Here is a 24755-nt window from a genome sequence, read left to right as displayed (position 1 = left end):
CCCCGCAGGAGATCACCACCTCAGCGGCACGGAATGCGGCACCCAACCGTCGAATATGCCGCCCGACAACGGACCGTAGGGTCGGGGATGCCACGCCTTGGGGACCTCGCCGCCTTTCCAGTCGAAATAGAAGAACGGGATCTCGGCAAGCCAGACCTCAAAGAAGTGGCTCAGCAGATCACGCGCCAGGTGCGACGCGGGACACCGATGCGGGCCGCCGCCAAAGCTCCAATGCCTGTGCGCGCCATCGAGTTTCATATCCTGGCCCGACATGACGTCGGCCTCGTCGCGGTGCACCATCCCGACGCACAACTCGACGTTGGAGCCGGCCGGGATGGTAGATCCGCCGATCGTCACACTGCGGGTGGTGATTCGTGACACCGTCTTCGCCCCGCCATCCAACCTCAGTAGCTCTTCGATGAAAGTCCCTAGCCGGTCCGGCTTTTCGCGTAGCTCCTGCTGAAGCATCGGCCTGCGCGCCAGCATCGCCAGTCCGGCGGTGATGGGGAACGACGCGAACACGAATCCGCGGACCACCGACCCCATCAGTCCCAATATCTCTTCGTCAGTGAGCGGTTCGTCGGCGAGGCGGCTGATCACGTCGGCACCGCCCAACGGGGCCCGGCGGATCGTGCCGACCAGGTCCGGGGTGACGGTCTCGAGGGCAATGTCCGCAGGCAGCCCGCACGCCGACATGTCGGCGACACGCACACCGTCGCATCGGTCCAGTTCGGTTGCTACGGCGTGGATGCATTCTTCGACGAGCTCACGCACGGGCTTCAACATCTCCCGCGAACTGCCCGGATTGAACAGCTCGAGCAGGATTTCCCGGTACGGGGCCCACGGCGGATTGCCCGGCATCAGTTCGCCCTGGCGGCTGGCGAAGACTTCGCCGTCGCGTATGGCGTCGAGTACATCGTCGCGCCGCCATAACGTGTAGGTGCCGTGCGGCTCCCGCAGCACTCGGTGACCGGCCCGCTCGGCGGCGGCCTGCCAGGCGCGAAATCCATCGGCAGCATCGTCGTCGGATCCCATGACCTGCCGCACGGCCTCGGCACCCGATCCGGTCACCGCGCACCAGCGACTTTCACGACCCGCGGCCGCTGCGCCCCAATCACATCGACGATTCAGTCGGCGTCGCTAACAGCATCGAGGCGCTCGCCCACCCGGGCCAGTGCCTCGTCGAAGACCTCGACCTTTTCGCTGCGCCTTTCGTTGGCCGGTTGGGCAGCGCCGCGGGCGCCTTCGGCCTCCACCCGAGCCGCACCCTGACGCCGCAACAGGTTGAAGTTCTTTTCGCGCGCCTGCCTAAGCCGGCCCTGCAATTCCTTCAGCGACTTCTCGTCCATGCGCGTGAGGGCCTCGATGTGACTCTCGGCGATCAACGAGCTTTCCTGCGGGGTCAGGTTCACGTGGTGGTTGCTCACCCAAGCTTTATAGCCTGCATCGGGCAGAACGGCGCGCCGAGCCGCCAGCCGTCATGCCGAGGCGATCGATCGCGCCAGCGCGGCTAGCGACGCGTCGAGGTAATCCTCGCCGAAGATGGGCAATTCGCCGACGCGCTCGCGGAATTCCTGCGACGTCCCGCTCCAGTCGTACGTGAGGGAGACGTCCGTGTGATCGCCGTTCGGGGCGAGGTCATAGCGCCAGAACCAGCCGCCGGGATTGTGCTTGCCCGCGTCGTCGAGCTGGCCCGGCATCCAGCCGATGGCACGGTCCTTCTCAAAGACGTTGACCAGGTTGTGCGTAACGTAGTCGCCGCCCGCCTGCGTGAGATACATGTTCATCGCGAACATCTGTCCGGCTCCGGTGAGCGGCGTGATGTCGACCGCGTCGCGGACCCAATCGCTTGGCTCGGTGTTGCAGTGCCGCGACGGGTCGGCGAGCACCGCGAAAATCTCGGCCGGGGTCGCGGCGATGGTGCGGGTGACCGCAAAGTGTTCGGTGGCGGCGTTCATGACTTGTCCTCACTTGTCTCGGATCCGTAAGCGGCCGCGATACCGGGGGAGTCGAGCCACCCGGAGTAGGTGGGGCGAGAGGGCCAGCCTTCGGGCGAATCGAGCCACTCCTCTTGGCGGTCCCACGGCAGGAGGTCGATCAGCCCGAACGAGTGACTGAGTTGCTCGGTGCCTCGTCCATTCGTGTGCCACGTCCGGTAGAGGGTGTCGCCATCGCGCAGGAGCACGTTGACCCCGAAGCCGCCGCCGGGCGCCGCGTCCATGTCGGCGGCGAACGGACTGCGCGACGACGAGTACCACTCCATGCGGTTGCCGACCTTGCGCTGGTAGGCGAGCGCTTCCTCGATCGGTCCGTTGGTGACGATGACGAACCGCGCGTCGTAGTTCTCGAGGAACTCGAGGCGGGTGAATTGCGACGTAAAGCCCGTGCATCCGCCGCACTGCCACTCCGCGCCATCGGACCACATGTGGTGGTAGACGATCAGCTGCGAGCGCCCGCCGAACACATCGATCAGGCGGAGGGGACCGTCGGCCCCGATCAGCGTGTAATCGGGCAGCTCGACCATCGGCAGGCGCCGCCTCTGCGCGGCGATCGCGTCGAGTTCCCTGGTAGCGGCTTTCTCGCGGATGCGCAGTTCGTCGAGCGCAGCCCGCCAGGTGTGATGATCGACAACCGGCGGCAGGGCCGTGTTTTGCGGGGACATGGATCCACCTTTGCTCTCGATTTGTCCTTCTGAGAGGTCTGACTGGTGGCAAGCCCGAAATTCATCGAAAGACGTCGCGGTCTTGACCCGCGTGGCCAGGCTCGGTTCGAATAATCGGATAGCCAGACGGGAGGCTCGCAAATGAGGACGTTCATTCGCCGTCTTGTCCCCGCCACCATGGTGGCGGGGACGTCGATGGCAGCCGTGACGATCGCAATGCCCGCGGTGAGCAAGGCCGATTGCGACCCGGGACAGTGGTGGGACCCGACGGGGAAGGTCTGCCGGCCGCTCGGTGTCGGACCGCAACCCTTGGCCTGCGACCCGGGCCAGTGGTGGGACCCTACCGCCAACGTATGCCGGCCGCTGGGGGTTGGACCACAACCGCTCGCGTGCGACAACGGCTGGTGGTGGGATCCGGGCGCCAACGTGTGCCGTCCGCCGGGCGGTTAGCACGAACGCGAGTGCTGTTATTTAGCAACGCGTTTCGATCCCTCACGATCGCGGCGATAGTAGCGATGCTCACGATGTCCGCCGCAGTGCTCGGCGCGGGTTCGCGACGACCGCCCGCACACGCGGACCCCAACACAGACTGGACCTTCTGATTCGAAGCACACGCGATCCCGCCGTATCCCAACCGGAAACGATGCCGGTCAAGGACGTATTGGTCGGCGGGTCCCGAGAGTACCGTTAGCACATGGCGGACGATGCCACGCTGAACAGCCTGGTGACTGCGGCCGCCGCCGAGTTGATGGCGGCGACCGCAGCAAATTCCGCTGCGATCAGCCAGCGGGTGCTGACCCTCCTCGTCGAGGCCCTGGGTCAGGATTTCGGATTCTTGCGCCACAACGATCACAAGATCGGCGCGACCGTGCTTATCGCCGAGTTCCCGCCGCGGAACGCCGATCCCGATCCGATCGGGGTGGTGTATTTCGGCGACGCCGATTCGGTTTTCGCGGCGGCCGAACATCTCAAAGAGCCCGCGGTGATGCGTCCCGATCGGGACCACGCTGACTATCAACGAACTATCGTGCAAGGCACCGGCGTCCCCTCGGTATCGATTGCGACGGTGCCACTGCTGTCCGGCGAGGTGACGACCGGCGTCCTGGCCTTCGGCAAATACGGCGATCGGGAATGGTTCGCCGAGGAGCTCGAGGCGCTGCAGACCATCGCGACGCTTTTCGCTCAGCTGCAGGCCCGCATCGTCGCCGACCAACAACTGCGCTGGCTCGCCGAACACGACGACATGACCGGCCTGCTGAACCGGCGCACCTTGATCGCCCAGCTGGACCAGCGGCTGGCCCCGGGGATGCCGGGTCCGGTCTCGGTGGTGTTTTTCGACGTGGACCGCCTGGAGGCGATCAACGACGTCTTCGGTCAGGATGCGGGCAATCGCTTCATCCTGACTTTCGCCACGGTGCTGCGCGAAGCCGCAGACTTCCCGGCGGCGATCGCCCGGTTCGGGGGAGACGAGTTCGCGGTGCTTCCGCACGCTCCCATGGACGCTCAAAGCATCTTCACGCTGGCGCTGGGGATCCACCGTCAGCTTCAAACTCAGGTGCGATCCCGTAGCTACCTGTTTGCCCGGACCGTCAGCGTCGGCGTCGCCACCGGTGTGCCCGGTGAGGACAACGCATCGGTGCTGCTGAGTCGGCTCGATCTGGCGACCCAATCAGCCAAGAAAGCCGGCGGGGCCAGGGTCGTCGCGTTCAGCCCGCAGATGGCGATGAAAAAGGCCATCCGCAACGAGGTCGAATTGCGCCTGGAAGAGCCCGATGCCAGTAACGATCTCGTGCTGCACTATCTGCCGGAAGTCGACATGCGCACCGGTGCGGTCGTGGGCACCGAGGCGTTGATGCGTTGGCGCCACCCAAGTTTGGGCCTACTGATGCCCGATGCATTCATCGACGTGGCCGAATCGACGATACTGGCCGAAAAGCTGGGTCGCCTCGTCGTGCGTGCCGCCTGTGCGCAGGTTGCGCAGTGGCGCGACCAAGGCCTGGCAGACAATCCCACGCTGCGCATCAACGTCTCGGCCATGGAGCTCGTCGACGAGGGCGTAGTCGAAAGGGTAGCCGCGACGCTCGACGAGTTCGGCATCCAGCCATCGACGCTATGCCTGGAAATCACCGAGCGTGTCGTGATCGCAGACATCGAAACCACGCAAAAGACGTTGAACGCCTTCAAAGACATCGGCGTGCAGATCGCTATTGACGACTTCGGTACCGGCTACAGCGCGTTCGAATACCTAACCTCGCTGCCGATCGACGCTCTGAAAATCGATAGGGGATTCATCCGCGACCTCAAACGGGATCCGAAGCGCCTGGCCGTCGTGCGATCGATACTCGGACTGGCCGATGCCTTCGGGCTCGATGCGGTAGCCGAGGGGGTGGAAACGGTCGACGACGCCAAGGCCCTCCTCGAGCTGGGATGCAGGCGTGCACAAGGCTTTCTGTTTTCTAGGCCCCTGTCCGGTATGCAGATGGGCGCGCTGTTTGCCCAGCGCTTCGTTGGTGTCGAATTCCTCCGCGATTAGGTCAAGCGGCTTGCCTAGATTCAACTCCGTTGCAGCGCAATGGTTTTAGAAGCTTAGCGGCGCCCGCGCGGGTCCGAGGCTGACGGGGAGGTGTTTGAATCCGTGCAGCAAGGTGCTGTCGTTCAGAATCGGCTCGCCGGCGAGGCCCAGTCGAGGGAAGCGTTCGAAGAGCGCCCGCAGACCAATGTTCAGTTCCATCCGCGCCAAGGGTGCGCCCAGGCAGGCGTGGATGCCGGTGCCGAAGCTGATGTGGTCGCGAGCGTTGGCCCGGGTGGTGTCGAATTCGTCGGGGCGTTCGAAGAGGGCTGGATCGCGGTTGGCGCCGGCGATCATAAGGAAAACGGTCGAGCCCTCCCGCACGGTGTGGCCGTCGATCTGCAGCATTTGGGTGGCCAGCCTGGCGGCGAGTTGAACGACGGCGTGGTAGCGCAACGTCTCTTCGACCGCGTTGGGCCAGCCTTCGGGGTGTGCTTGCAGCCGGGCCAGTTGATCAGGGTGGTCGACAAGCGTCGCCACTGCACTACCGAATGCGTAGGTGGTAGTGATGAACCCGGCGCCGAGCAGCAGGCCGGCGAACATCCTGACCTCCAGGTCGGTGAGATCCCTGTCTTGGAGGACGGCGGACAAGATGCTGTTGTCGCCACCACCGCGGCGGAGCCGCTCGATATGCGCGTCGAGGTAGCCTTCAAACTCTCGCAACGCCGTGAGGGCAGTCCTGAAGTCCTTCCAGGAGGGCACCGTGGCGGTCAGCAGTTTGGCGCTGGGATCAGCGAATTCGTAGAGGCTGGGTACCTCCTGCCGGGGATTCCCAGCATCTCCGCGATCACTTCGATGGGGACTCGTGAGGCATAGCTGGCGATCAAATCGCAATGGGTCTCGCTATCCAGATCGTCGAGCACACCATTGACGATTTCCTCGATGCGGTCACGAAGTCTGTCGGTCGCTCGCGGGGTGAACGCCCGCGACACCAGGCGCCGCAGCCGCGCATGCTCGGGCGGATCGACCACCAGCAAAGACGGCGGCTCCAAGCCATTCAGCACACCAGGATTGGTCTTCGCGACCAGCCACTGAACGACCCGAAAAGGCGACCGATCCCGCGGCTTGAAAGTTCGGAACCTGTCGTCTCGGAACACATCCCGAACGATCTGCGCATCGGCGGTGACCCACCCGTTGCCGACCACCGACGATAGGCGGCCCCGCTCGCGGATCTGCTCAGTGAGGCAATTGCCGTTGCCGGGCTGACTGTTATCGACAACCAACTGGGCGAACGGATCCCCGCGGCGGGCGAGCTGCGTCAGCGCCACACGAGCCGGCCCGTATCCCAGCAGCCAATGGGCCCGCAGCTTGAGTTCCACACCGACATTGTTCGCCTTGGCTGTCCGTATGGATAGAGGCGCGCGACGGGCCACCGAGCGGCCCGAGCGGTCTGGGCTGGGGATTGGGGGATCAGCCCCTGGTCCGGTCTTCCCGCAGGTCAGCTAAAAACTGAAGCAGCTCGGTGTTGACCTCGGTGGCCCTCTCTTCCTGCAACCAGTGGCCCGCACCATCGAGTGTCACCTCACGGTATGGACCAGTGACCACTTGCTTGGCGCGAGCCCGTGGAGTGAATCCCTGCGTAGGGTCATCGGTGCCGATGATCACCAACGCCGGCACAGCGACGGTGGCAGCCACCGGGTTGCCCAAGATTTCCCAGTTGCGGTCGAAGTTGCGGTACCAGTTCAGCGCCCCAGTAAAACCTGTTTTAGTGAATTCGGTTACATAGTAATCGAATTCAGAGCTGTCGAGCCAAGGCGGAGGTTCGCCTGGCTCAGGTAGCCGGTCGATAAATCCCATCGGTCCCGGTGCGATCATGCGGCTCGCTGCGACTGGATCAGTGAGTGATTGCAGGCCGAAGCTCGTAATTCGACGCAAGGCTCGGGCCGGGTCGTGGCCGAGTTCGGTGTCGGCGGTCCCAGGCTCTTGGAAATACAACATGTATAGGAAGCTGTCACCGACCATCTTGCGAAGCGCCTGCGTTGTCGGCAGCTTTCCGCGGGGCGCTGGCGGAAAGTTCAACCCCACCACGCCCGCCACCCGCTCTGGGTGCAGCTGGGCGGCAGCCCAGACCACCATGCCACCGAGGTCATGACCAACCCAGACCGCACTTTGCGCGCCGATATTATCCAACAGCCCCACCAGATCGGCGGTGAGCGCGTCGATGTCATACGCGTCGACCGCCTCAGGGCAAGATGAGCCGCCATAGCCACGCTGGTCAGGCGCCAGCACGTGATAGCCCGCATCGGCCAGCACCGGAACAATGTGGCGCCACGAGTACCCAAGGCTCGGAAATCCGTGTGCGAGGATCACCGCCGGAGCACCGGGCTCGCCTGCCTCGGTGACCCTGAGTCGTACACCATTGGTGTCAACCAGCCGCTGCTTCAACGCGTCGTCCTTTCGGTGGGAAAAAGCGCCGAGGCGATTTACGCCCTGACTCTAGAACATCAATCAATAGAGCCCGATAATTATCGGGCACGCGAAACCTATTTGTGCACAATCGAATCAAGCAACTATGAATATCAATCGTCGTCGATTCGTCGCATTTCCTGCGACCGGCTGGGCGAGCCCGCGATGGGGACAGGACGACGTCGGAACGGGTTTCCGCTTAAGGACGTGACACTGCGGTTATCCGCCTGCCACGCCTCGCAAATTACGTTTGACGACGGGACCTAGCTAATTGGGCGATAAAGGTTCCGGTCGGCAAATTATTCTGCCAGGATATTGAACGTCAACGCCGCGGGTGGTAAGGGGGCGCGTTGTCGTTTGGGAGTGGGCGCCTGCGTCGCGGGCTAACTGCCGTCGTCGTCGCGACGGCAGGGTTCAACGCGCTCGGGCTGTGGGGAGTGGCGGCGGCGCAACGCGTGCAGTTTGTCCTCGAAATAACGGTCTGTTGTGCCGCCTTACTCGTTGGGCTCGTGGTCGTGCGTCGGGTCACCGGCCTGTGGCGGTGGTGGCGGGTATTGCTCCTCGCGGCGATCGCCACCTTCATGACCGCCGAGTTTCTGTCGCGGCTCGATCGCGCCGACGACCGCGTTGCGATCGCGCCGGAGCCCGCCGTCGTCGGCTACTTTGCCGCCGGCGCCTTATTCGCCGGGGCGATGGTGCTTCTCGTGCGTGCCGGCCACCGTCGCGACGTCAGGGCCTGGGTGCGATCCTGGCCGGCGATAACCACGACCGTCCTCGATGGCTTGCTGGCGGCGTTGGCGTTCTGTCACCTGGTGTACGTCGCCCGCATGGGCGCCATGGACGGCGCCGCGCTGCCGCGGTCGACCAATTCCGAAGTCGTCTTCGGCATCGCCGGTGTCGAGCTCGTCGTGGTGGTGGGCGCCGTTCTCCTTGCGATGTGGTACCCGCCGTACCGGCCGGGCCGGGCAAACTACATGTTGCTTGCCGCGGCGGTGATCACCCTCGCCTCTTCGGACAGGCTGCTGGCCTACCTTCGCAGCGTCGGCGTGACAAAGCTGGACCTTGCGGTCGGCGTCGGCTTCGTCGTCGCTCCGCTGTTGATCACGTGGAGCCTGCTCGAACTGCCGCCGCGGTCCCGGCCCCCTCAGGACGAGCTGGAACAGCCGAACAATTGGGCGCAGTTGACCCTGCCGTACGTGGGCTTCATGGGCAGCACCACTCTCCTCACGTTCCACGTGCTCATCGGCCGCAGGGTCGACCCGATCTTTGTCAGCACGTATTTGGCGATGGCGCTGCTGGTCGCGACCCGCTACGTGGTGGCGATGCGCGTGCAGCGGATGCTGACAGAACAGCTCGTCGACGCCAAGCGCCGACTTGCCCACCAGGCCCACCACGATGCGTTGACCGGCCTGCCGAATCGACTGCTGTTGGCGCAGCGGCTGGACGAGGCGATACGTGAGGAGCCGTTCGTCTTGATCTTCGTCGACATCGACGACTTCAAGGAGGTCAACGACCAATTCGGGCACGCCGCGGGCGACGAGCTGCTGCGCGCGATCAGCGAGCGCCTAGGGGGCTGCCTCAGACCCGGCGACACGCTGGCTCGCATCGGGGGAGACGAGTTCGCCATCCTGGTAGCGGGCGATGTCGAGACACCCGAAAAGTTCGCCGACAAGCTACGGGTGGCGCTTCGGAGTCCATTCTCGGTGCACGGGACTTCCGTCCGGGTGCGCGCCAGCATGGGCCTGGTCAGTCCCGGCGGTGACGGTGTTACGCCGACGTCCGACGACCTGCTTCGGCAGGCCGACATCTCGATGTACACGGGGAAGCGGCTGGGCAAGGACACCGCCGTCGTCTACCACCCGGCGTACAGTGCGTCGGAGGATTTTCCGACGGCACTACGGCAAACGAATGGGTGTGTCCCGGAAGGCTTTCGGCTGAAGTACCAGCCCGTCGTTTCCCTCCCACAGGGCATCCCGGTGGCGGTGGAGGCGCTTGCCCGGTGGACGACACCGAGCGGGACACAGATTCCGCCCCAGACCTTCGTCTCGCTGGCTGAGGCGAACGGCATGGGGGCGCAATTCGATGCCATGGTGCTCGATTTGGCGTGCGCGGAGATCCAAGCCGCGGGCCTCGATGTGGACGTCCACATCAATGTCGGCGCCGCGCGACTGGGCAGCGTCGAATTCGAAGATGTCATCAGCCGCACGCTTGCGCGACACCGGTTATCGCCGCACCGACTGGTCCTGGAAATCACCGAGACCGTCCCCGTCGTCGATCTCGCCGACGGCGCGGCCGCCATCGGACGCCTGACCGACCTTGGGATCAGGGTGGCCCTGGACGACTTCGGCGCGGGCTACAACTCGCTGACGTACCTGCACGAGTTGCCCGTGCAAATCGTCAAGCTTGACCGTGGCCTCGCAACGGGCGTCGAGCCGGGACGCAACCTCACGCTGTACCGGTCGGTCATCGGATTGTGCGAAGCGCTGGGCCTCAACGTAATAGCCGAAGGCATCGAAACGACCGAACAGGCCGACACAGTTTTCCGGGCCGGATGCGGATTGGCGCAAGGCTACCTCTTCGGGGCAGCAGCGGGCCTCACCGAAATCTCCGTCCCTTCTACCGCCAATTGAGCTCGAGGCCGCGCATCCGTCACGACACCAGTCGACGAAATCACCTGCTACACCCTTGGAGACCCGAACTGCCCAGGGTGATACTTCGGAGGTGGTTGAGGTCCGGGAGGCGACAGCAGCAGACAAGATGGCCGTAGCCCGCGTCCACGTCCGATCTTGGCAGCAGGGCTACCGAGATCTCGTCGCACAGGACTTTCTCGACGGAATACGTCCCGAGGACATGGCAATTCGATACGCATTCGACGGGATGGACGTGCGGCAAGGCCCGTACACGCTGGTTGCCACTGATCGCGACACGATACGCGGCCACATCACCATCGGCCGATCGCGCGACGACCACATAATCGACGGCGGCGAAATCTGGTCGCTGTATGTCGACCCGCCGCACTGGGGCTCAGGAGTCAGCCGCGCCCTGCTGGCCGCCGGGTGCGAACGACTGAGTCAGGCCGGCCACGAACAGGCCTTCTTATGGGTCCTGGCCACCAACATGCGGGCCCGACAGTTCTACGAACGCAATGGATGGACGAGCGACGGAGTGCAAAAACCCGTAGTCCTCGGTGGGGCGCCGGTCCACCAGGTCAGGTATGTCACCCCGCTAGGGCGCCAGGCGTAACACGCCCAGACGGACAAGCGGCGCGATTATGCCGATTTTCTCTTCCTCGGTCAGGTCGCCGGGGAGTTCGCGCACATAGAAGTCGCGTGCCTGGGCGATGAAATCCACGGCCTCACAAGCCAATTCATTGACCGACAGCACGGTGGTCCCGTGCTCGTCCGCCAAGTGGATGGTGTGGTCGTCGACGTTCGAGGTCAACAGCCCGGCCCTGGTGTTGATGACGCGGCGGGAGGGCTCGATGCTGCTGTCGTCGTACCAGACGGCCGGCAGCGGGTGGCCGTACAGCTCCTCATATCGCTGACGAAAATCGTTGAAGGAGGCCGCCTTTTGCGCCTGACCGCTAGCCCCGGTTGGCTCGGGGGCGCCATGCTCGTCGGCGGGCGAATGGTGGATGTAGTTTCCGAAGTAGTTGCGACCGTATTCCGTGTACTCGGTCGTGAAGAGGATAAAAGCGTGCCAGGCTTCGTCCACCATCGACGAGCACATGCCAAACGTCATGTCGGGTGTCGCCTCGCACAGCACGAGATACCTTTTCACCTCGGTGAAGAGCAATTCCGCGAATGCCGGCGTATCGGCGACCCGATCTTTGACAAGTCGATCGATCACAAAGGGTGCGTTGAAGGCCAACGCCTCGGCAAGTCGACCTTCAAGCACCACGGCAGTTTACCGAGCCTGTGCGAAGCCAGGGTTGGCGTCGGAAGACTTGCAGAAGCACAAAAGCTCGGCGGAGCGCCCCGCTGGGCTGGCGATGGTGAGTCTGCCGATCGTGAGGGTCTCGGTGGTGTTCTTTTCGATGCTCATTGTTAGCGCCTTCCAGTTGTTGGGCCGGTCTCCCCGAAGCCCTTCAATGCAAGTATTGCGATGCGTGAATATTTTGTCAGTCCACCGATCGGATGATTCGCGGGAGGAACCCGCTGTCCACCGATTGGGGGACAAGGATGGCATGCTCGGGATACTGATGTCGCCAGGGCTACTACCAGACGGTGACACCTGATCAAGACGCCCTCACCTGAAGCTGTTGCCGGAAAACGCAATTGAGCACCACGCAGGTTCGAGCTGGGGTCGCCGGTATAGCTCTGCAACCTATCGGGGACGTTCTCGACCCCATCGCGGCGTAATCGCGATGCCATTCCAAACCCTGGTCCCGAATGCGGGTTTACCATGTCGTTATGGGGGCCGAGGGGCAGGCTGCGCACCCACCGAGCGACGAACCAGCAAACTCCGTGGAGTTGGTTCGAACTCTGTTGGGCCTGTTGCGGCTTCGCCTGGGTCTTGACACGGCGTGGATAGCGTCGTTTCGCCAAGGCATGCAAGTAGTCGAGGCGATCGACGGCGACACCGATATCTTGGGCTGGTCGCCCGGCGACCGCTCATCGCTGACCGGGTCGTACAGCGTCCGCGTTATCGACGGGCGGCTGCCCGCCGTCATCCCGGACACTTCTGCCGACAAGACTGCCTCCGTGCTGCCCAGAACGCAGAAACTGGGGCTGGGGGCCTATGTAGGTGTTCCGTTGCTCGGCGCAGATGGCTCCACGGTCGGGATGGTGTGCGCGGTGAGCCAGCAGGCGAAGCCGCATCTCGCCGACGTGGACCTACGCATCGTCAACAAAATGGCTGAACTCATCGGCGCCTTGCTGGAGTTGCCGGCGAACTCGACGAATATCCACGCCGAGCAGCGCGAGGGGATCCGCCGGGTGGTGGCCGAGCGCGATTTCGAGGTCATCTTCCAAGCGGTGCACGATGTCGTCTCGGGAAAGGTGGTCGGCGTCGAGGCGCTCGCGCGCTTCCCGTGCGAACCGTTTCGACCCGATCTTGTCCTCGGCGAGGCCGCGCTGTTGGGCCTGGACATCGAGTTGGAGACCGCGGTCGTCGCGCGCGCCCTGTCGCTGCTGCCTCAGCTGCCCAAAGATGGATTCGTCACCGTGAACATCTCTCCGTCCGCGGTGCTGCTGGCTCCGTGGCCCGAACTGCTCGCCGGGGTCGACCCCTCGCGCCTCGTGCTGGAAATCACCGAGCATGATGCCGTCGAGAACTATGACGCCCTCGACGAGGTGCTCGAAGCATGCCGGGCACGCGGCATGCGGGTGGCCGTCGATGATGTCGGCGCCGGCTTTTCCTCGTTCTCCCACGTGCTGGAACTCGCACCGGAATTCATCAAGATCGATCAGTCCATCACCCGCAACATCGACGCCGACGACGCTCGGCGGCGACTGGCGCAATCCATTGCCGAGTTCGCCGCGCAGATCGGCGCGACCGTGATCGCCGAAGGGGTGGAGAGCCAAGGCGAATTGGACGCCGTATGCGCCGCCGGCATCCCCTGGGCGCAGGGTTACTACCTGAGCAGGCCCCACTCCCATACCCACGGCTTTGGGGCCTGCGGTGCCCTCGCCGAGCCGGTGGATCAGTCCTTCGCTGATTTCGACCTACTCGGGGAGCGACGATTCGAACTGGCACTGACGCATTCGCCGATCGGGATGGCTATCGTCGGCCTCGACGGCTCCTTCCAGCGCACCAACCGGGCACTGCGGACGATACTCGGCTACGGCCGAAAAGCTCTGGCAGGACTAACCTTTCAGGAGATCACTCATCCCGACGACCTGGATGCCGATCTGGCTTTGCTCGGCGAGTGCCTCGCGGGGCGCCGCCGCAGTTACCGCATGGACAAGCGTTTCATCGCCGCCGACGGACGCATCGTATGGTGCGACCTCACCGCCGTGCTCGTACAGGGCCACCGTAATCAGCCTCATTGCTTCGTCTCGCAAATCCTCGACGTCACCGCCGACCGCATGCGCGAGGCCGAGTTGGCCCGCCAGGCCACCACTGACACCCTGACGAAGATTGCCAACCGCTCTGCGGCGTGGGGCCAGCTAGAGCGCCTCGACGCGGCCGACGAGGGCTACGGCATCCTGTTCTGCGACATCGAGCAATTCAAGTCCGTCAACGACCGATGCGGCCACCAAGCAGGCGATGAATTGTTGATTGAGGTCGCCGGCCGCCTACTCGCCGCTATCGACGGCGATGATCTCGTCGCCCGCTGGGGTGGCGACGAATTCCTGGTTATCACCAACACCGTCGACGATCCCGGGCTCGCACACCTCACCCACCGAATAACAAGCCAGGTGCAGAAGACACCGATTGTCGTCGCCGACGGAACACAGATCTCCATCGTCTTGACGATCGGCTCCGCGGCCCACCGACCGGGGGATGGCCGGTCGATAGACGCCATCCTCGACTGCGCCGATCAGGCCATGTATAAACAGCGGCGCTTTCAAGCCGGTGTATTTCGCCTCGCGGCCGGTCAACCCGGCCCTAGCTCTTGATGATTCCAAGTTCAAAAATCAATCCTGCTGTGGCACAGCATATTTAGCGGCAACTATCGGAGCAGTGTCGGTCCCTCCATCTTGATTTATGTTTGCCGACGCTACCGCAACGGTTGCTAGCCTGCCGCACCACCGGTGGACTATCGTGTTGCTGAATCGCAGCTGTCGGGAGGTTTCGGTGGAAGGGACTCCGTTCGGCCGGTACCGCCTGATCACTTTGCTCGGCAGAGGCGGCATGGGGGAAGTCTGGCGAGCCTATGACACCGTGACCGATCGGGTAGTCGCGCTAAAAGTGCTCCCGGCGCATTTTGCCGCGGACAGGACGTTTCAACAGCGATTCCGTCGCGAGGCCCACGCAGCGGCACGATTGAGCAACCCGCACGTGGTGCCGATTCACACCTACGGCGAGATCGACGGGCGGCTGTTCGTTGACATGCGGCTGATCGAGGGCCGCGACCTGGCAACCGTGCTGGCCTCCACTGCGATGTCTCCCGCACGCGCGGTGCATATCGTCGAGCAGGTGGCCCAAGCCGTCTACGCCGCGCACAAGATGGGATTGGTTCATCGAGATATCAAGCCCTCCAACATCTTGCTCGATGAACACGACTTTGCGTATCTGATCGATTTCGGGATCGCACGCGTTGTGGGCGAGACCGGTCTAACCGGGACGGACGCGGTGGTCGGCACGCTGCGCTACATGGCACCGGAGCGATTCAGAGTCGGTCAGGCCGATGCACGCTCGGACATCTACGCACTGGCCTGCGTGCTCTATGAGTGCTTGACGGGTGGCGCCCCTTATCCCGGTGACAGCATCGAGCAACAGGTGGCTGGGCATCTGGCGACCCCGCCGCCGCGACCATCCGACTCCGGCGCACCGCCGGCGTTCGATGCGGTCATCGCCACCGGTATGGCCAAGGACCCTGAGCACCGCTACGCCACCCCGGTGGATATGGCACGCGCCGCGCGCGACGCGATCACGGTCCCGCTACCCGCGCCGGACCCGAATGCACAGTCCCACAACGCCGATGACACTGCCCCCACACAAGTGGACTCATTTCCGAGTGAGCCCACGCAGCAGGCGCACAAACCATTGCACTTCGGCCCGGGGCAGGCGATGGCCGAGAACCGCACGCGCGCCAAGCGGTCATGGGTGATCGCCGCGGTGATTGCGGTGGCGGTGGCGTCGGGGGCCGCGGGCTTCTACCTGCTGCGCACACACCCATCCACGACTCGATCGACGCAGCCGACAGCGGCGCCGCCGCCATCGAACCCTAGCGGGGGAGGCACACCTAGCGCGGCAGTGACCGCAGTGCCGAGCGGCCCACCCACGATCGCCACCTCGATACGGGTGGGCAATGGCGCCTTCGGCGTCGCGGTCGACTCGGTCGGACACACCGCCTATGTCGCGAACACCGGTGCCAACTCCGTCTCGGTGGTCGACACCACCAGCCGCACGGTCACAGCCACCATCGCTGTGGGACGCCACCCGGTGGGTGTTGCCGCGGATCCGTCAACTCGAACCGTGTACGTCACAAACTTCGATGACGCCTCGGTGTCGGTCATCGAGATGGCCAGCGGCAAGGTCATCGCCAGAATAAGCGTCGGTAGCCATCCGGGCGGGGTAGCGGTCGACCCGGATGCCCGGATCGCCTATGTCACTGAGGGTGATAACGCATCGGTGTCGGTCATCGACACGACGACGCACACCGTAACGGCGACGGTGCCCGCCGGAAAGGGGCCAAGCCGCGTCGCCATCGATCGGATCGCTCATCGCTTGTTTGTCACCAATACCGATCCAACGGTGACGGTTATCGATACCGCGAACCGAACCGTCATCGGCTCGGTCGCGCTTCGTGTCCACCCGGCCGGTATCGCCGTCGATAGCGCATCGCACACCGCCTATATCGCCAGCGGCGATGATGCATCGGTGTCTCTCGTCGACACCATCAGTCTCGGCGTCGCCGCTAGTGTGCCCGTCGGGCAACGCCCCGCGGGGGTGGCGGTGGACCCCCCGACGAATACCGCGTACGTGGCCAACTACAGCGGCGGGTCCGTTTCGGTGATCGACACCACTCGGCGCATCGTCACCGGAATTCTTGCGGTGGGCAACAATCCGCTCGCCATCGCCATCGACCCAACCACACATTTCGCCTACGTCACCAGCGACCTGAACCATGGCTCGGTGACGGTGATCGAGCGCTGACGCGGGGGCGCGGTTACTGGCCTTTCCAGACGACCTTGTCCGTGCCGCCGGCGTCGCGGTACACGACGCTGTCGGGGTTCGTGCCGCTGCGAACGTTGAAGTAAAGGCGCCCAGTGACCGGGGTGCCCAAGGGGAGTGGCCCCTCGGGAAGGCCGTCGGACTGGTTGCCCTTCATCACCGCGAACGTCGAGCTGTTGACGGCCCGAGCGTTGAAGTCGGCAATGTTGGGAGTTGCGTTACCGCTCACACCTTTGGCCGTGACGTCGGAATACCACACGCCGTCGTTGTGGCCGCTGGGCTGCAGGTTGCTCACGGTGTAGTCGATGGTGCCGCCATTACTGGAAAGCTCTGCCATCTGGCCGAACTGCAGCACTTGTGGGTCAGCTAATGCCGGTGTCGCCGTAAGGAGTCCGACAGCCGCCAATGCAACCGTTGCTGCAGTTGTTTTCGATGCAATGTATGAGAACGCCACGTCGGGCTCCCTTCTTAATGTGCCGACTATCCAGGAGCGGCAGCTGAAGGTGGGGGTTATCCACAGCTTGGACTTTCAAACCTGGTGTTTGCTATTCGCGCACCGGCGATTTTGACTCGGGCCTCTGGCTCGCTGTGTATGACCGCGTCGTAAGTTCGTTCGGAGCCGCAACCTGACCCACAGGAACACGCGAGTAGGGGGAAGCCCATGAGAACGATCGTTTATCGCCACCCGGCAGTCGTCGGCCTGGCCGCCGTCGCGCTGATTACCGCCGGCTGCAGCAACGGCAAGAGCGTCGACGCGTCGGCACCGCCTCAGACCAGTGCGAACGCCGCGTCCACGTCCACAACCACCCCAGCGCCTCCGACCGAGGTGAAGCTCACCGGGGAGCGCGACGTCGAGGTGACTCTGACCGGCCCGATCGCTACCAAGTACTCATCGGCAACCGATGATCAGAAGAAGGCTCTCGGCAAGCCGCTGACGGGTGACCGCAACGCGGGGACGCGGGACAGCGGCGTGGTGTTCCAGCAGTTCCAGGGCGGCGCGATCACCGCGAGGAACGACCAGCCCGGCACGCCCGCGTACATCATCCTGGGCAGGGTCCGGGAGGCCTGGAACGTCCCACGAAACCCGGACGGCACACCCGCGGCTACCGGCACCAACGGTTCGGCAGGTCCGCTGGGCTTGCCCACCAGCGACGCGAACACCGTTGGCGATCTTCAGGTGTCGACCTTCGAGCACGGCAAGATCGAGTACAACCCGAAGACCGACCAGGTCACTGTGACGATCAACGGCAAGGTCGTGCCGTCCGGGCTGTAGCCCGAAACTGTTTGGCGCACAGAATCATTAGAGGAGACGCAAGCCGCACGACGCAGGGGAGCGGCTTGGGCGTCACCACCGCCCGCGCAAGCAACGCCTATCGCACATCGCCGCTTGGACGGCCCGCATGGAGGTTCCACTGGCCGCAGTCGGGGGCCAGGACGTCGTTGACGTCCACTTCGAGTCCGCCGACCTTCGGCCCCGGATTGGACGCAGTGCTCACGACGCGCTGGTAGAGAACAGCGGCGGGGTCGACCTGACTGCCGGACCAGGCTCGGGTTTGCCAGACCCACCGGCGGCCAGGTGTGCTCGAAGACCCGACAACGCCATCGGCCACGGCCCACTGGCACACCCTGACCCCTCCGTAGACCCCAGTGCGCTGAACCCCAAGAACCGAGTTGATTCCGCGAAACCACGGCAGCGCGGTGTGATTCCAGGTGTCGCGATTGATGTCCTCATCGATCGTGAAGAACACCGGCGCACCCTGGCCGCCGCCTGCCGCGGTGTGCAACCCCCAGGCGGTGCGCGCGTCCGCGATGCCGCCCGCGTGGCCCCGCGTGAAGTCCGACGGTGCCGAGCTACCCGGCTTGCCGTATTGGTAGTTGCTGACGATCACCAAACCCGCGGCTATCAACGAATCGGCGTAGGACCGGGTGATCGGTTTGGCGCCGAACGACGAGCCGGGCCGCGACATCGAAACGTAGTTGACCACGCCGCTGTAGCCGGCAGCCCGGATCTGCTGCGCCGGAATCTGGTGTGCGGCAAAGTCGATCAGCTGAGGGGGAGCGGCGGCAGCCGCTGTCGGAATGCGGACACCTACCGACGCGGCACCCAGGCCGGCCAGCGCCGTGGCGTAGCGCAAGGCGTCGCGCCGGGAAACGACACGCGGTCGCGCGCTACTGGCGGCCGGGGGGAAATTGTGCATCGCGCGATGTTAACGATGTGGCTGTTGTTACCGATAGACCTGCGCCAGCCGAAACGCGGTTGCATTCCCAAATCGATACCAAGCGGTGACCATTCGGCTACAACCGCGAAAGGACATGCGGGAGAACGACTTATCCCACAATCGCCCGCGCTGCGCGCTCCGCGATGAGCATGACCGGCGCGTTGGTGTTGCCGGAAATGATGGTGGGGATGGCCGACGCATCGACGACGCGAAGGCCAGCGACGCGAAATACGCGGCAGTCGGTGTCGAGCACCGTGGTGGACGCTCGCGGCCGACCGTGGGCGTCGAAGGCGCCCATCGCGCAGGTACCCACCGGGTGGAAGATTGTCGTACCCAATTCACCGGCTGCCTTCTGCAGCTCGTCGTCGCTCACCAGTTGCAGGCCGGGAAGCAACTCCTGCGGACCGTAGCGGGCGAGGGCAGGTGCGGCCATGATCTGCCGGGTCATCCGGAGGCCTCGCACGGCGATTTGACGATCGGCGTCAGTCGACAGGTAATTGCACGAAATCTTCGGGTAGGTCAATGGATCTGCACTGGCCATGCGCACATGGCCACGCGAGGTGGGCCGCAGATTGCAAACCGAGGGAGTGATCGCCGCGAAGGGGTGCAGGGGTTCGCCGAACTTCGGCAAAGACAGGGGCTGCACATGCCACTCCAAATCGGAACTGGCTAGCGCGGGGTCGCTCTTGGCGAAAGCCCCGAGCGTGGAAGGCGGCATGGTCATGGGCCCCGATCGGAACAACAGGTACTGAAGTCCCATGCCCGCACGGCTGATCCAATTGCGGTACAGCGTGTTGACGGTCGGGGCGCCGCGGATCCGGTAGATCGTTCGAATCTGCAAGTGGTCTTGGAGGTTTTCGCCCACTCCGGGCAGATCGACGGCCACCGGCACCTGATGCTGGTTCAGCAGGCCCGCCGGGCCCAGACCCGAGACTTGCATCAGATGCGGCGACCCAATCGCTCCGGCGCTCAGAATCACCTCCTGGCGTGCCCGGACGTCGACGATTTGGCCGCCTTTGAGCAGGCGCACACCGGCGACGCGGTGCTGCGCCGTGGTCCAGGCACCCCGACGCTGATCCTTGTGGACCTGGTCATCCATCAAGAGCCGCAAGGCCTGAGTTTGCGTGTAGACGGTCAGATTCGGCCGATGGGCGATGGGATGCAAGAAGGCATCGGCCATCGACCAGCGACGGCCACGCCGTTGGTTGACGTGAAAGTACGCGCAGCCCGCGTTGTCGCCCTGGTTGAATTCAGCGATCGGGGAGATGCCCACCTGAGCGGCGGCGGCCTGCCAGGCGTCCAAGATCTTCCAGCGCACCCGCGGTAGCTCGACGCGGATCTCACCACCGGCGCCGTGCCAGTCGTCGGCTCCGCCGAAGTAGTTTTCCAACTTTCGGTAGATCGCGAGTGTGTCGCCGGGACTGTCCGGGCCACCCCAGAGCCAGCGCTCGTCACCGGTGGCCTGTGCCCAGAGCTCGTAGTCACTTGCCTGTCCGCGCATGTGGATCATCGCGTTGATCGACGAGCAGCCACCGATCACCCGGCCCCGCGCGTAGTGAATGCTGCGGCCCGCCAGGCCGGGGTCAGGCTCGGTCGTGAAGCACCAGTCGGTGCGGGGGTTGGCGATCGTGTACAGATAGCCCACCGGCACCTTGATCCAGAACCAGTCATCCTTGCCGCCGGCCTCAATCAAGAGCACGCGGCGATCGGGGTCGGCGCTGAGCCGGTTGGCGAGCAGGCAGCCCGCGCTGCCTGCTCCCACGACGATGAAATCGAAGTCGGCGACCGTGTTCATTCCGTCATCTTGTCAGGGGATGACTGTCCTAGTGTGCGCGAAGACCAGCGATCCTTGCTAAACCCAGACGTCCAGGAAGGTCCCAAAGGCAGCCACTGGCCACACAGCTAGACAAGCTGCGAACACACCACCTGATCCCAAATATGCTGGCGCGGAACCGAAAATGGAGTAGCTTCCCGGAAGAAGTCTTCCGTCACGATGGAAGCTTGACGGATGCGGATTCGGCTCGCCGCGCAGTGTGGGAGCACGACTGTGTGCTGCGACCGTTAGGGATCGTTACCGCAATCGTGATCTCGCAGTCCTATCTTTGGACCTACAAGAAGGCCGAAGCATCCGACCTTCCAGATAACGCCTAACCGCGTCCGCGAGCCTAGGGGCTGATATGACTACCGCAATCGCCGCGCAAGACCTAGTCGAGATCGACGCAGCCGACGCCCATGACGATGTCCTTTTGGCGGTCGCAAAAGTAAACGCGAAGGCCTGTTTAGGGGACACCGATGTCGTCGAAAATCCGCGCTCGCGGCTGACGGAAGAAGAGCTCATACGCGCGTCGTCGATCACGGTGATTTTTGTCGCCCTTATGACGGTGATTTGCGTTGCCACAGCCGCGATCTTGACAATGGGTTAGCAGCGAATATGGCTTGGCATTCCTGCGCGACGCCCCACCTGAAATCGGCGTACTCAACTGGTAACCCTGCATATTCGATTCGTGCATATTCTCTAGAGCGTTAACGGCAACGGCTACGGCACGGTTGTGGGTGTTGGTTCGGTCGTATGAGGGGCGACTCCTGGTGCTGCGGGTATGCGGCTGAAGCCGTTGAGCGTTGCGAGGTTTCGTCGAGACGGTTGCCCGTTGAGTTGAAGGGTGGGGAAGCGTTCGAAGAGTGCGCGCAGGGCGAGGGTTGCTTCCATGCGCGCAAGGCTGGCGCCGAGGCAAACGTGGATGCCGCTGCTGAATGAAAGATGTTCTTTGGCGTTGGTCCGAGTGATGTCGAAGCTGGCCGGATGGGTGAAGATCTTCGGGTCGCGGTTCGCGCCGCTGAGCAGCAGGGCCACGGTGGTGTGAGCGGGGATGTGGTGGCCGGCCAGCTCGACGTCGCAGGCGGTTGTGCGTGAGGTCATCTGCACTGGCGAGGCGAATCGTAGGACTTCTTCGACCGCGTTTGGCCATAGGTCGGGGTCGGCGTGCAGCATGGCGAGCTGGTCGGGGTGCTGCAGGAGCAGCACGATCGCGTTGCCGATGAGGTTGACCGTTGTTTCGAACCCGGCGCCGGCGATCAGTGTGGCGGTGGTCGCTAGCTCGTGTCGGGTGAGGGTGCCTTGGCCGACGATGTGGCTGAAGATCCCGTCGCCCGGTTCGGCGCGGAGATGGTCGATTTGCGCGTTGATCTCCTGGCCGCTGGCGCGGAGCATCTCCATACCACGTCGAAACGTCCTCCAGGACACTCCGATATCGAGTAGTGGGGCGCCGCTGTCGCCGCGCTCGAGCATCTGCGATCGATGGCCGTCAGGGATGCCGAGGATGTCGGCGATGATCGCTGCGGGTAGTGGTGCTGCGTAATCGGCGATCAGATCAAACTGGGCCGAAGAATCGATGCGATCCAGCAGCGCGGTACTCACGTCGATGACGCGGGTGCGCAATGCGTCTATCGCCTTCGGGGTGAAGGCGTGGGCGACAGGGTGGCGGTAGCGGCTGTGCTCGGGCGGGTCGACTTGCAGCATGGACGGTGGTTCGCCAGGGTGGGCGAGCTGCGGGTCGGTGCGGTGGATCAGCCAAGCCAGCGGGGCCGGCAGGTTCAGGTTCGTGGTGCTGGTGACGACAAATCGGCTGTCGCGCAGAAGCGTTCGGCACAGGTCGTGATCCGCAGTGGCCCACACCAACGGCTTGCGCATCAGCCGACCGCGATCACGGATCTGCTCGAGCAGTGGGTAGGGATCGCCACCGCGCTGCGGTCCAACCAGCAAGCGGGCCAGCGGATCACCGCAGCGTGCCTGGACCGCCAGGGCTGCGCGGGGCAGGCCGTCCAAGATGGCCCAACGAAGCCTCAACCTGAATCGGTCCAGCGTCCGTCGCACCATGTAAGACCTCCTACGAGTGAGCTTCGTTGCCCGTTCAACGGTTCTGAGCTGCAACGTACGCCGCGCCCAAACAATGTTCAATCAGTGTTGAAGTATTGTTGTTGCATGTCAGAGCGGCAGCGCGCCGGCCGATGGCGTACCGGCCAACAAAGCAAACAGCGGATAGTGCACGCCGCGCGTGAGCGGTTCATGCGCGAGGGTTACCGACGCGCCACGGTCCGGGCCATCGCTGCCGACGCCGACGTCGACGTCGCGATGGTCTACTACTTTTTTGGCAACAAAGAAGGCCTGTTCACTGCTGTCTCAGTCGCAGGGCCCGAGCACCCCTTGCGCCAGCTGGCCGCCCTGCTCGACGAAGGACCCGAACGCATCGGCTCCAGGCTGGTGCGCCATTTCATCGGACGCTGGGACCAAGGCACTGCCTTCGAGCCACTGGTCGCACTGTGGGATACCGCGCCGCTGCTGCCGCAGGCACGAGACATGTTGCACAGCAGCCTGATCGGCCCACTCGCCAAACGCATCCAAGAGCAGTTCGGTGTAGCAGACGCCGAACTGCGACTAGAACTGGTGGCCAGCCACCTCATCGGTCTCGCGTTCGCGCGCTACCAGCTCAAAATCGAGCCACTCGCCTCCGCCGGTGCCGACCGACTAGCTGCCACGATCGGCGCGACGATCGACCGATATCTGACAGATCCCTTGGGGCTGGACGGACGATGATTCGTCTGATGCAATATGCAGTACTTTACTTGACATAATGTCGCTTATCGGTAAAGGCCATATGCCTGGTCGCCGCAAGGCGGGGCCGCTCGACGTTCGCGCCCGCCACATCCCGCTCGATTGATTGGCGCGTCCAACCCCGACACCACGACTGCAACGAACCGCGCCCCGGCGGCCCGGCCGATCGGTCGGCGCGAGATCTGCGCGAGCCAACCCTGACCAACCCCCAAAGCCGGCACCCGGACCACCCATCGCCCCTTCCGCCATATCGCCCCCAATACGTCACTGTGACGAATTATACTGGGCCGCAGCGCATTTGGAGCTCCGCGTGGAGTCGACTGCGACCCGCCTCGTTGCGCGCTTATTGAAAATCATTAGCATTGCCTTGCCGCGCCCCGACAGCAGCCGGGCCCGGCAGGACGGAAGGACGGGGTGTGCGGGCAATCCCTGTGATCGGCTTGACGGGCTATCTCGGCGCCGGCAAAACGAGTCTGCTCAATCACGTGCTCCGCAGTCCTGGAGCCAGGATCGGCGTGATCATCAACGATTTCGGTGAACTGAACGTCGACGCCATGCTGGTGACCGGACAGGTCGATGAGCCAGCATCGATCGCCGGCGGTTGCATCTGCTGCCTGCCCGACGACGGCGGGATCGACGAGGCTTTGGCCAAGCTCGCCGATCCGCGACTCAATTTGGATGCGATCATCGTCGAGGCCAGCGGGCTGGCCGAACCCGTCGCGGTCGCCCGAATGATCGGCTTCAGCGAAGTCGCCGGCGTGCGATTCGGCGGGCTCGTCGATGTCGTCGACGCCGCGAACCACTTCGACACCGTCGACGTCGGCCAGACGCCGCCCGCGCGCTACGGAGCGACCTCCCTGGTTGTGGTCAACAAACTTGACCAACTCCCCCGCGATGATCGGACTGAGATGACTGAGCGGGTGGAAAGCCGGGTGCGAGAGCGTAATCCACGTGCCGTCGTCGTCGGTGCGGTCGGCGGCCGGATCGATCCCGGCCTCCTTTTCGACGCACCGGGAACGCACGAGGAACCGGGCCAGCTCTCGTTGCGCGAACTGCTCGTCGATGCCGCGACCGGTCCGGCGGCCCACGATCACGACACTTCGCATGCCGACTCGGTCACCTCCGTGAGCGAGGGTGAAATCGATCCGGGCGCACTCATCGACCTGCTCGAAGACCCGCCACCAGGGGTATATCGGCTCAAGGGAGCCGTGGTCATGCGATACGGAAAGGCCGCGCCGGTCTTTGTGGTGAACCTGGTCGGCACGTCGATCCACATTGCGAACGCACTGCCTGGCGCCTCACCCAACTGTCTCGTCGCGATCGGAATGGGCCTCGACGCCGACGCCGTGCGCAGCCGGCTCACTGCCGCGCTGCGACCTTGCAGCGGACCGCCGACGCTCGCCGATAGTCATCGACTTCGGCGATATCGCCGACACAGCCTGTAGATCCCCGCATCCCGTCTGCCGCTGCCGATTCGTCACTGTGATGAATTGCCATGGGGCGCAG

The 24755-nt window shown here is 64.1% G+C and carries 21 protein-coding genes and 1 pseudogene; 10 read left to right on the top strand and 12 right to left on the bottom strand.

The features are described from left to right. Nucleotides 1-12: 12 nt before the first annotated feature. The 4 genes from MRAB57_RS21815 to MRAB57_RS21800 are packed head-to-tail and all read right to left on the bottom strand — an operon-like array spanning nt 13 to nt 2662. A complete protein-coding gene (locus MRAB57_RS21815; RefSeq protein ID WP_077089192.1) occupies nt 13-1071 on the bottom strand; it encodes a cytochrome P450 in 1059 nt (352 codons plus the stop codon). A 56-nt stretch (nt 1072-1127) separates the two neighbouring features. Further along, complete coding sequence (locus tag MRAB57_RS21810; protein ID WP_077089191.1) at nt 1128-1427, bottom strand: hypothetical protein; 300 nt, start codon at nt 1425-1427, stop codon at nt 1128-1130. A gap of 51 nt (nt 1428-1478) precedes the next feature. After that, the gene (locus tag MRAB57_RS21805) at nt 1479-1958 is read right to left on the bottom strand and encodes an SRPBCC family protein (protein WP_077089190.1); all 480 of its coding nucleotides are present in this window, start codon (nt 1956-1958) and stop codon (nt 1479-1481) included. Beyond that, nucleotides 1955-2662, bottom strand: coding sequence for a DUF899 domain-containing protein (locus MRAB57_RS21800; protein WP_077089189.1), 708 nt, complete (start codon nt 2660-2662; stop codon nt 1955-1957). Before MRAB57_RS21800 ends, MRAB57_RS21805 begins: the two co-directional genes overlap by 4 nt. Nucleotides 2663-2803: 141 nt before the next feature. Between MRAB57_RS21800 and MRAB57_RS21795 the strand changes: the two genes are divergently transcribed. Together MRAB57_RS21795 and MRAB57_RS21790 are read left to right on the top strand one after the other, a co-directional pair. Next, nucleotides 2804-3112 carry a hypothetical protein gene (locus MRAB57_RS21795; RefSeq protein WP_077089188.1) on the top strand — a complete coding sequence of 103 codons (309 nt, stop codon included), beginning with the start codon at nt 2804-2806 and terminating at the stop codon, nt 3110-3112. Between the two features lie 244 nt (nt 3113-3356). Further along, the gene (locus MRAB57_RS21790) at nt 3357-5195 is read left to right on the top strand and encodes a putative bifunctional diguanylate cyclase/phosphodiesterase (protein ID WP_077089187.1); all 1839 of its coding nucleotides are present in this window, start codon (nt 3357-3359) and stop codon (nt 5193-5195) included. 45 nt (nt 5196-5240) lie between these two features. Here the strand turns inward: MRAB57_RS21790 and MRAB57_RS21785 are convergent. Both MRAB57_RS21785 and MRAB57_RS21780 read right to left on the bottom strand, forming a co-directional pair. Continuing rightward, nucleotides 5241-6550, bottom strand: a pseudogene (locus tag MRAB57_RS21785) (cytochrome P450). 91 nt (nt 6551-6641) lie between these two features. After that, complete coding sequence (locus MRAB57_RS21780) at nt 6642-7616, bottom strand: alpha/beta fold hydrolase (RefSeq protein WP_077089186.1); 975 nt, start codon at nt 7614-7616, stop codon at nt 6642-6644. Between the two features lie 536 nt (nt 7617-8152). Here MRAB57_RS21780 and MRAB57_RS21775 point away from each other — a divergent pair. Beyond that, nucleotides 8153-10267 carry a putative bifunctional diguanylate cyclase/phosphodiesterase gene (locus MRAB57_RS21775; protein ID WP_245835974.1) on the top strand — a complete coding sequence of 705 codons (2115 nt, stop codon included), beginning with the start codon at nt 8153-8155 and terminating at the stop codon, nt 10265-10267. 91 nt (nt 10268-10358) lie between these two features. After that, entirely contained in the window at nt 10359-10880 is a 522-nt protein-coding gene (locus MRAB57_RS21770; protein ID WP_077090758.1) for a GNAT family N-acetyltransferase, read from the top strand. Here the strand turns inward: MRAB57_RS21770 and MRAB57_RS21765 are convergent. Next, nucleotides 10863-11534 (bottom strand): glycine-rich domain-containing protein, encoded by a 672-nt coding sequence (locus MRAB57_RS21765; RefSeq protein WP_157900651.1) that lies wholly within the window; start codon nt 11532-11534, stop codon nt 10863-10865. The genes MRAB57_RS21770 and MRAB57_RS21765 overlap by 18 nt on opposite strands. Before the next feature lie 9 nt (nt 11535-11543). Next, a complete protein-coding gene (locus MRAB57_RS28655; protein WP_157900650.1) occupies nt 11544-11681 on the bottom strand; it encodes a hypothetical protein in 138 nt (45 codons plus the stop codon). Nucleotides 11682-12049: 368 nt separating this feature from the next. Between MRAB57_RS28655 and MRAB57_RS21760 the strand changes: the two genes are divergently transcribed. Together MRAB57_RS21760 and MRAB57_RS21755 are read left to right on the top strand one after the other, a co-directional pair. Continuing rightward, on the top strand, nt 12050-14200 hold the full coding sequence (locus MRAB57_RS21760) for an EAL domain-containing protein (protein WP_077089183.1): 2151 nt from the start codon (nt 12050-12052) through the stop codon (nt 14198-14200). Nucleotides 14201-14378: 178 nt separating this feature from the next. After that, nucleotides 14379-16403, top strand: a complete 2025-nt coding sequence (locus MRAB57_RS21755) for a serine/threonine-protein kinase (RefSeq protein ID WP_245836114.1) — start codon at nt 14379-14381, stop codon at nt 16401-16403. 13 nt (nt 16404-16416) lie between these two features. Here MRAB57_RS21755 and MRAB57_RS21750 read toward each other — a convergent pair whose 3' ends face one another. After that, on the bottom strand, nt 16417-16875 hold the full coding sequence (locus MRAB57_RS21750; protein WP_077089182.1) for a DUF1942 domain-containing protein: 459 nt from the start codon (nt 16873-16875) through the stop codon (nt 16417-16419). Nucleotides 16876-17082: 207 nt separating this feature from the next. On the opposite strand from MRAB57_RS21750, the gene MRAB57_RS21745 reads away from it, so the two are divergent. Further along, entirely contained in the window at nt 17083-17694 is a 612-nt protein-coding gene (locus MRAB57_RS21745; RefSeq protein ID WP_077089181.1) for an LGFP repeat-containing protein, read from the top strand. 97 nt (nt 17695-17791) lie between these two features. Here the strand turns inward: MRAB57_RS21745 and MRAB57_RS21740 are convergent, their stop codons facing one another. Further along, entirely contained in the window at nt 17792-18619 is an 828-nt protein-coding gene (locus MRAB57_RS21740) for a DUF1906 domain-containing protein (RefSeq protein ID WP_077089180.1), read from the bottom strand. Nucleotides 18620-18749: 130 nt separating this feature from the next. After that, on the bottom strand, nt 18750-20435 hold the full coding sequence (locus MRAB57_RS21735) for a GMC family oxidoreductase (RefSeq protein ID WP_077089179.1): 1686 nt from the start codon (nt 20433-20435) through the stop codon (nt 18750-18752). A 382-nt stretch (nt 20436-20817) separates the two neighbouring features. Here MRAB57_RS21735 and MRAB57_RS21730 point away from each other — a divergent pair, with 382 nt between their 5' ends. Continuing rightward, nucleotides 20818-21063, top strand: a complete 246-nt coding sequence (locus MRAB57_RS21730) for a hypothetical protein (protein WP_077089178.1) — start codon at nt 20818-20820, stop codon at nt 21061-21063. 113 nt (nt 21064-21176) lie between these two features. On the opposite strand, the gene MRAB57_RS21725 is transcribed toward MRAB57_RS21730, so the two are convergent. Further along, complete coding sequence (locus tag MRAB57_RS21725; RefSeq protein WP_083743492.1) at nt 21177-22514, bottom strand: cytochrome P450; 1338 nt, start codon at nt 22512-22514, stop codon at nt 21177-21179. A gap of 105 nt (nt 22515-22619) precedes the next feature. Here MRAB57_RS21725 and MRAB57_RS21720 point away from each other — a divergent pair, with 105 nt between their 5' ends. After that, the gene (locus MRAB57_RS21720; RefSeq protein WP_077089177.1) at nt 22620-23231 is read left to right on the top strand and encodes a TetR/AcrR family transcriptional regulator; all 612 of its coding nucleotides are present in this window, start codon (nt 22620-22622) and stop codon (nt 23229-23231) included. A gap of 434 nt (nt 23232-23665) precedes the next feature. Further along, complete coding sequence (locus MRAB57_RS21715) at nt 23666-24694, top strand: CobW family GTP-binding protein (protein ID WP_077089176.1); 1029 nt, start codon at nt 23666-23668, stop codon at nt 24692-24694. The last annotated feature ends 61 nt before the right edge of the window (nt 24695-24755 follow it).

It is taken from the genome of Mycobacterium rhizamassiliense, from assembly GCF_900157375.1.
GTDB classification, from domain to species: domain Bacteria; phylum Actinomycetota; class Actinomycetes; order Mycobacteriales; family Mycobacteriaceae; genus Mycobacterium; species Mycobacterium rhizamassiliense.
This window is presented reverse-complemented; position numbering and strand designations above follow the sequence as displayed.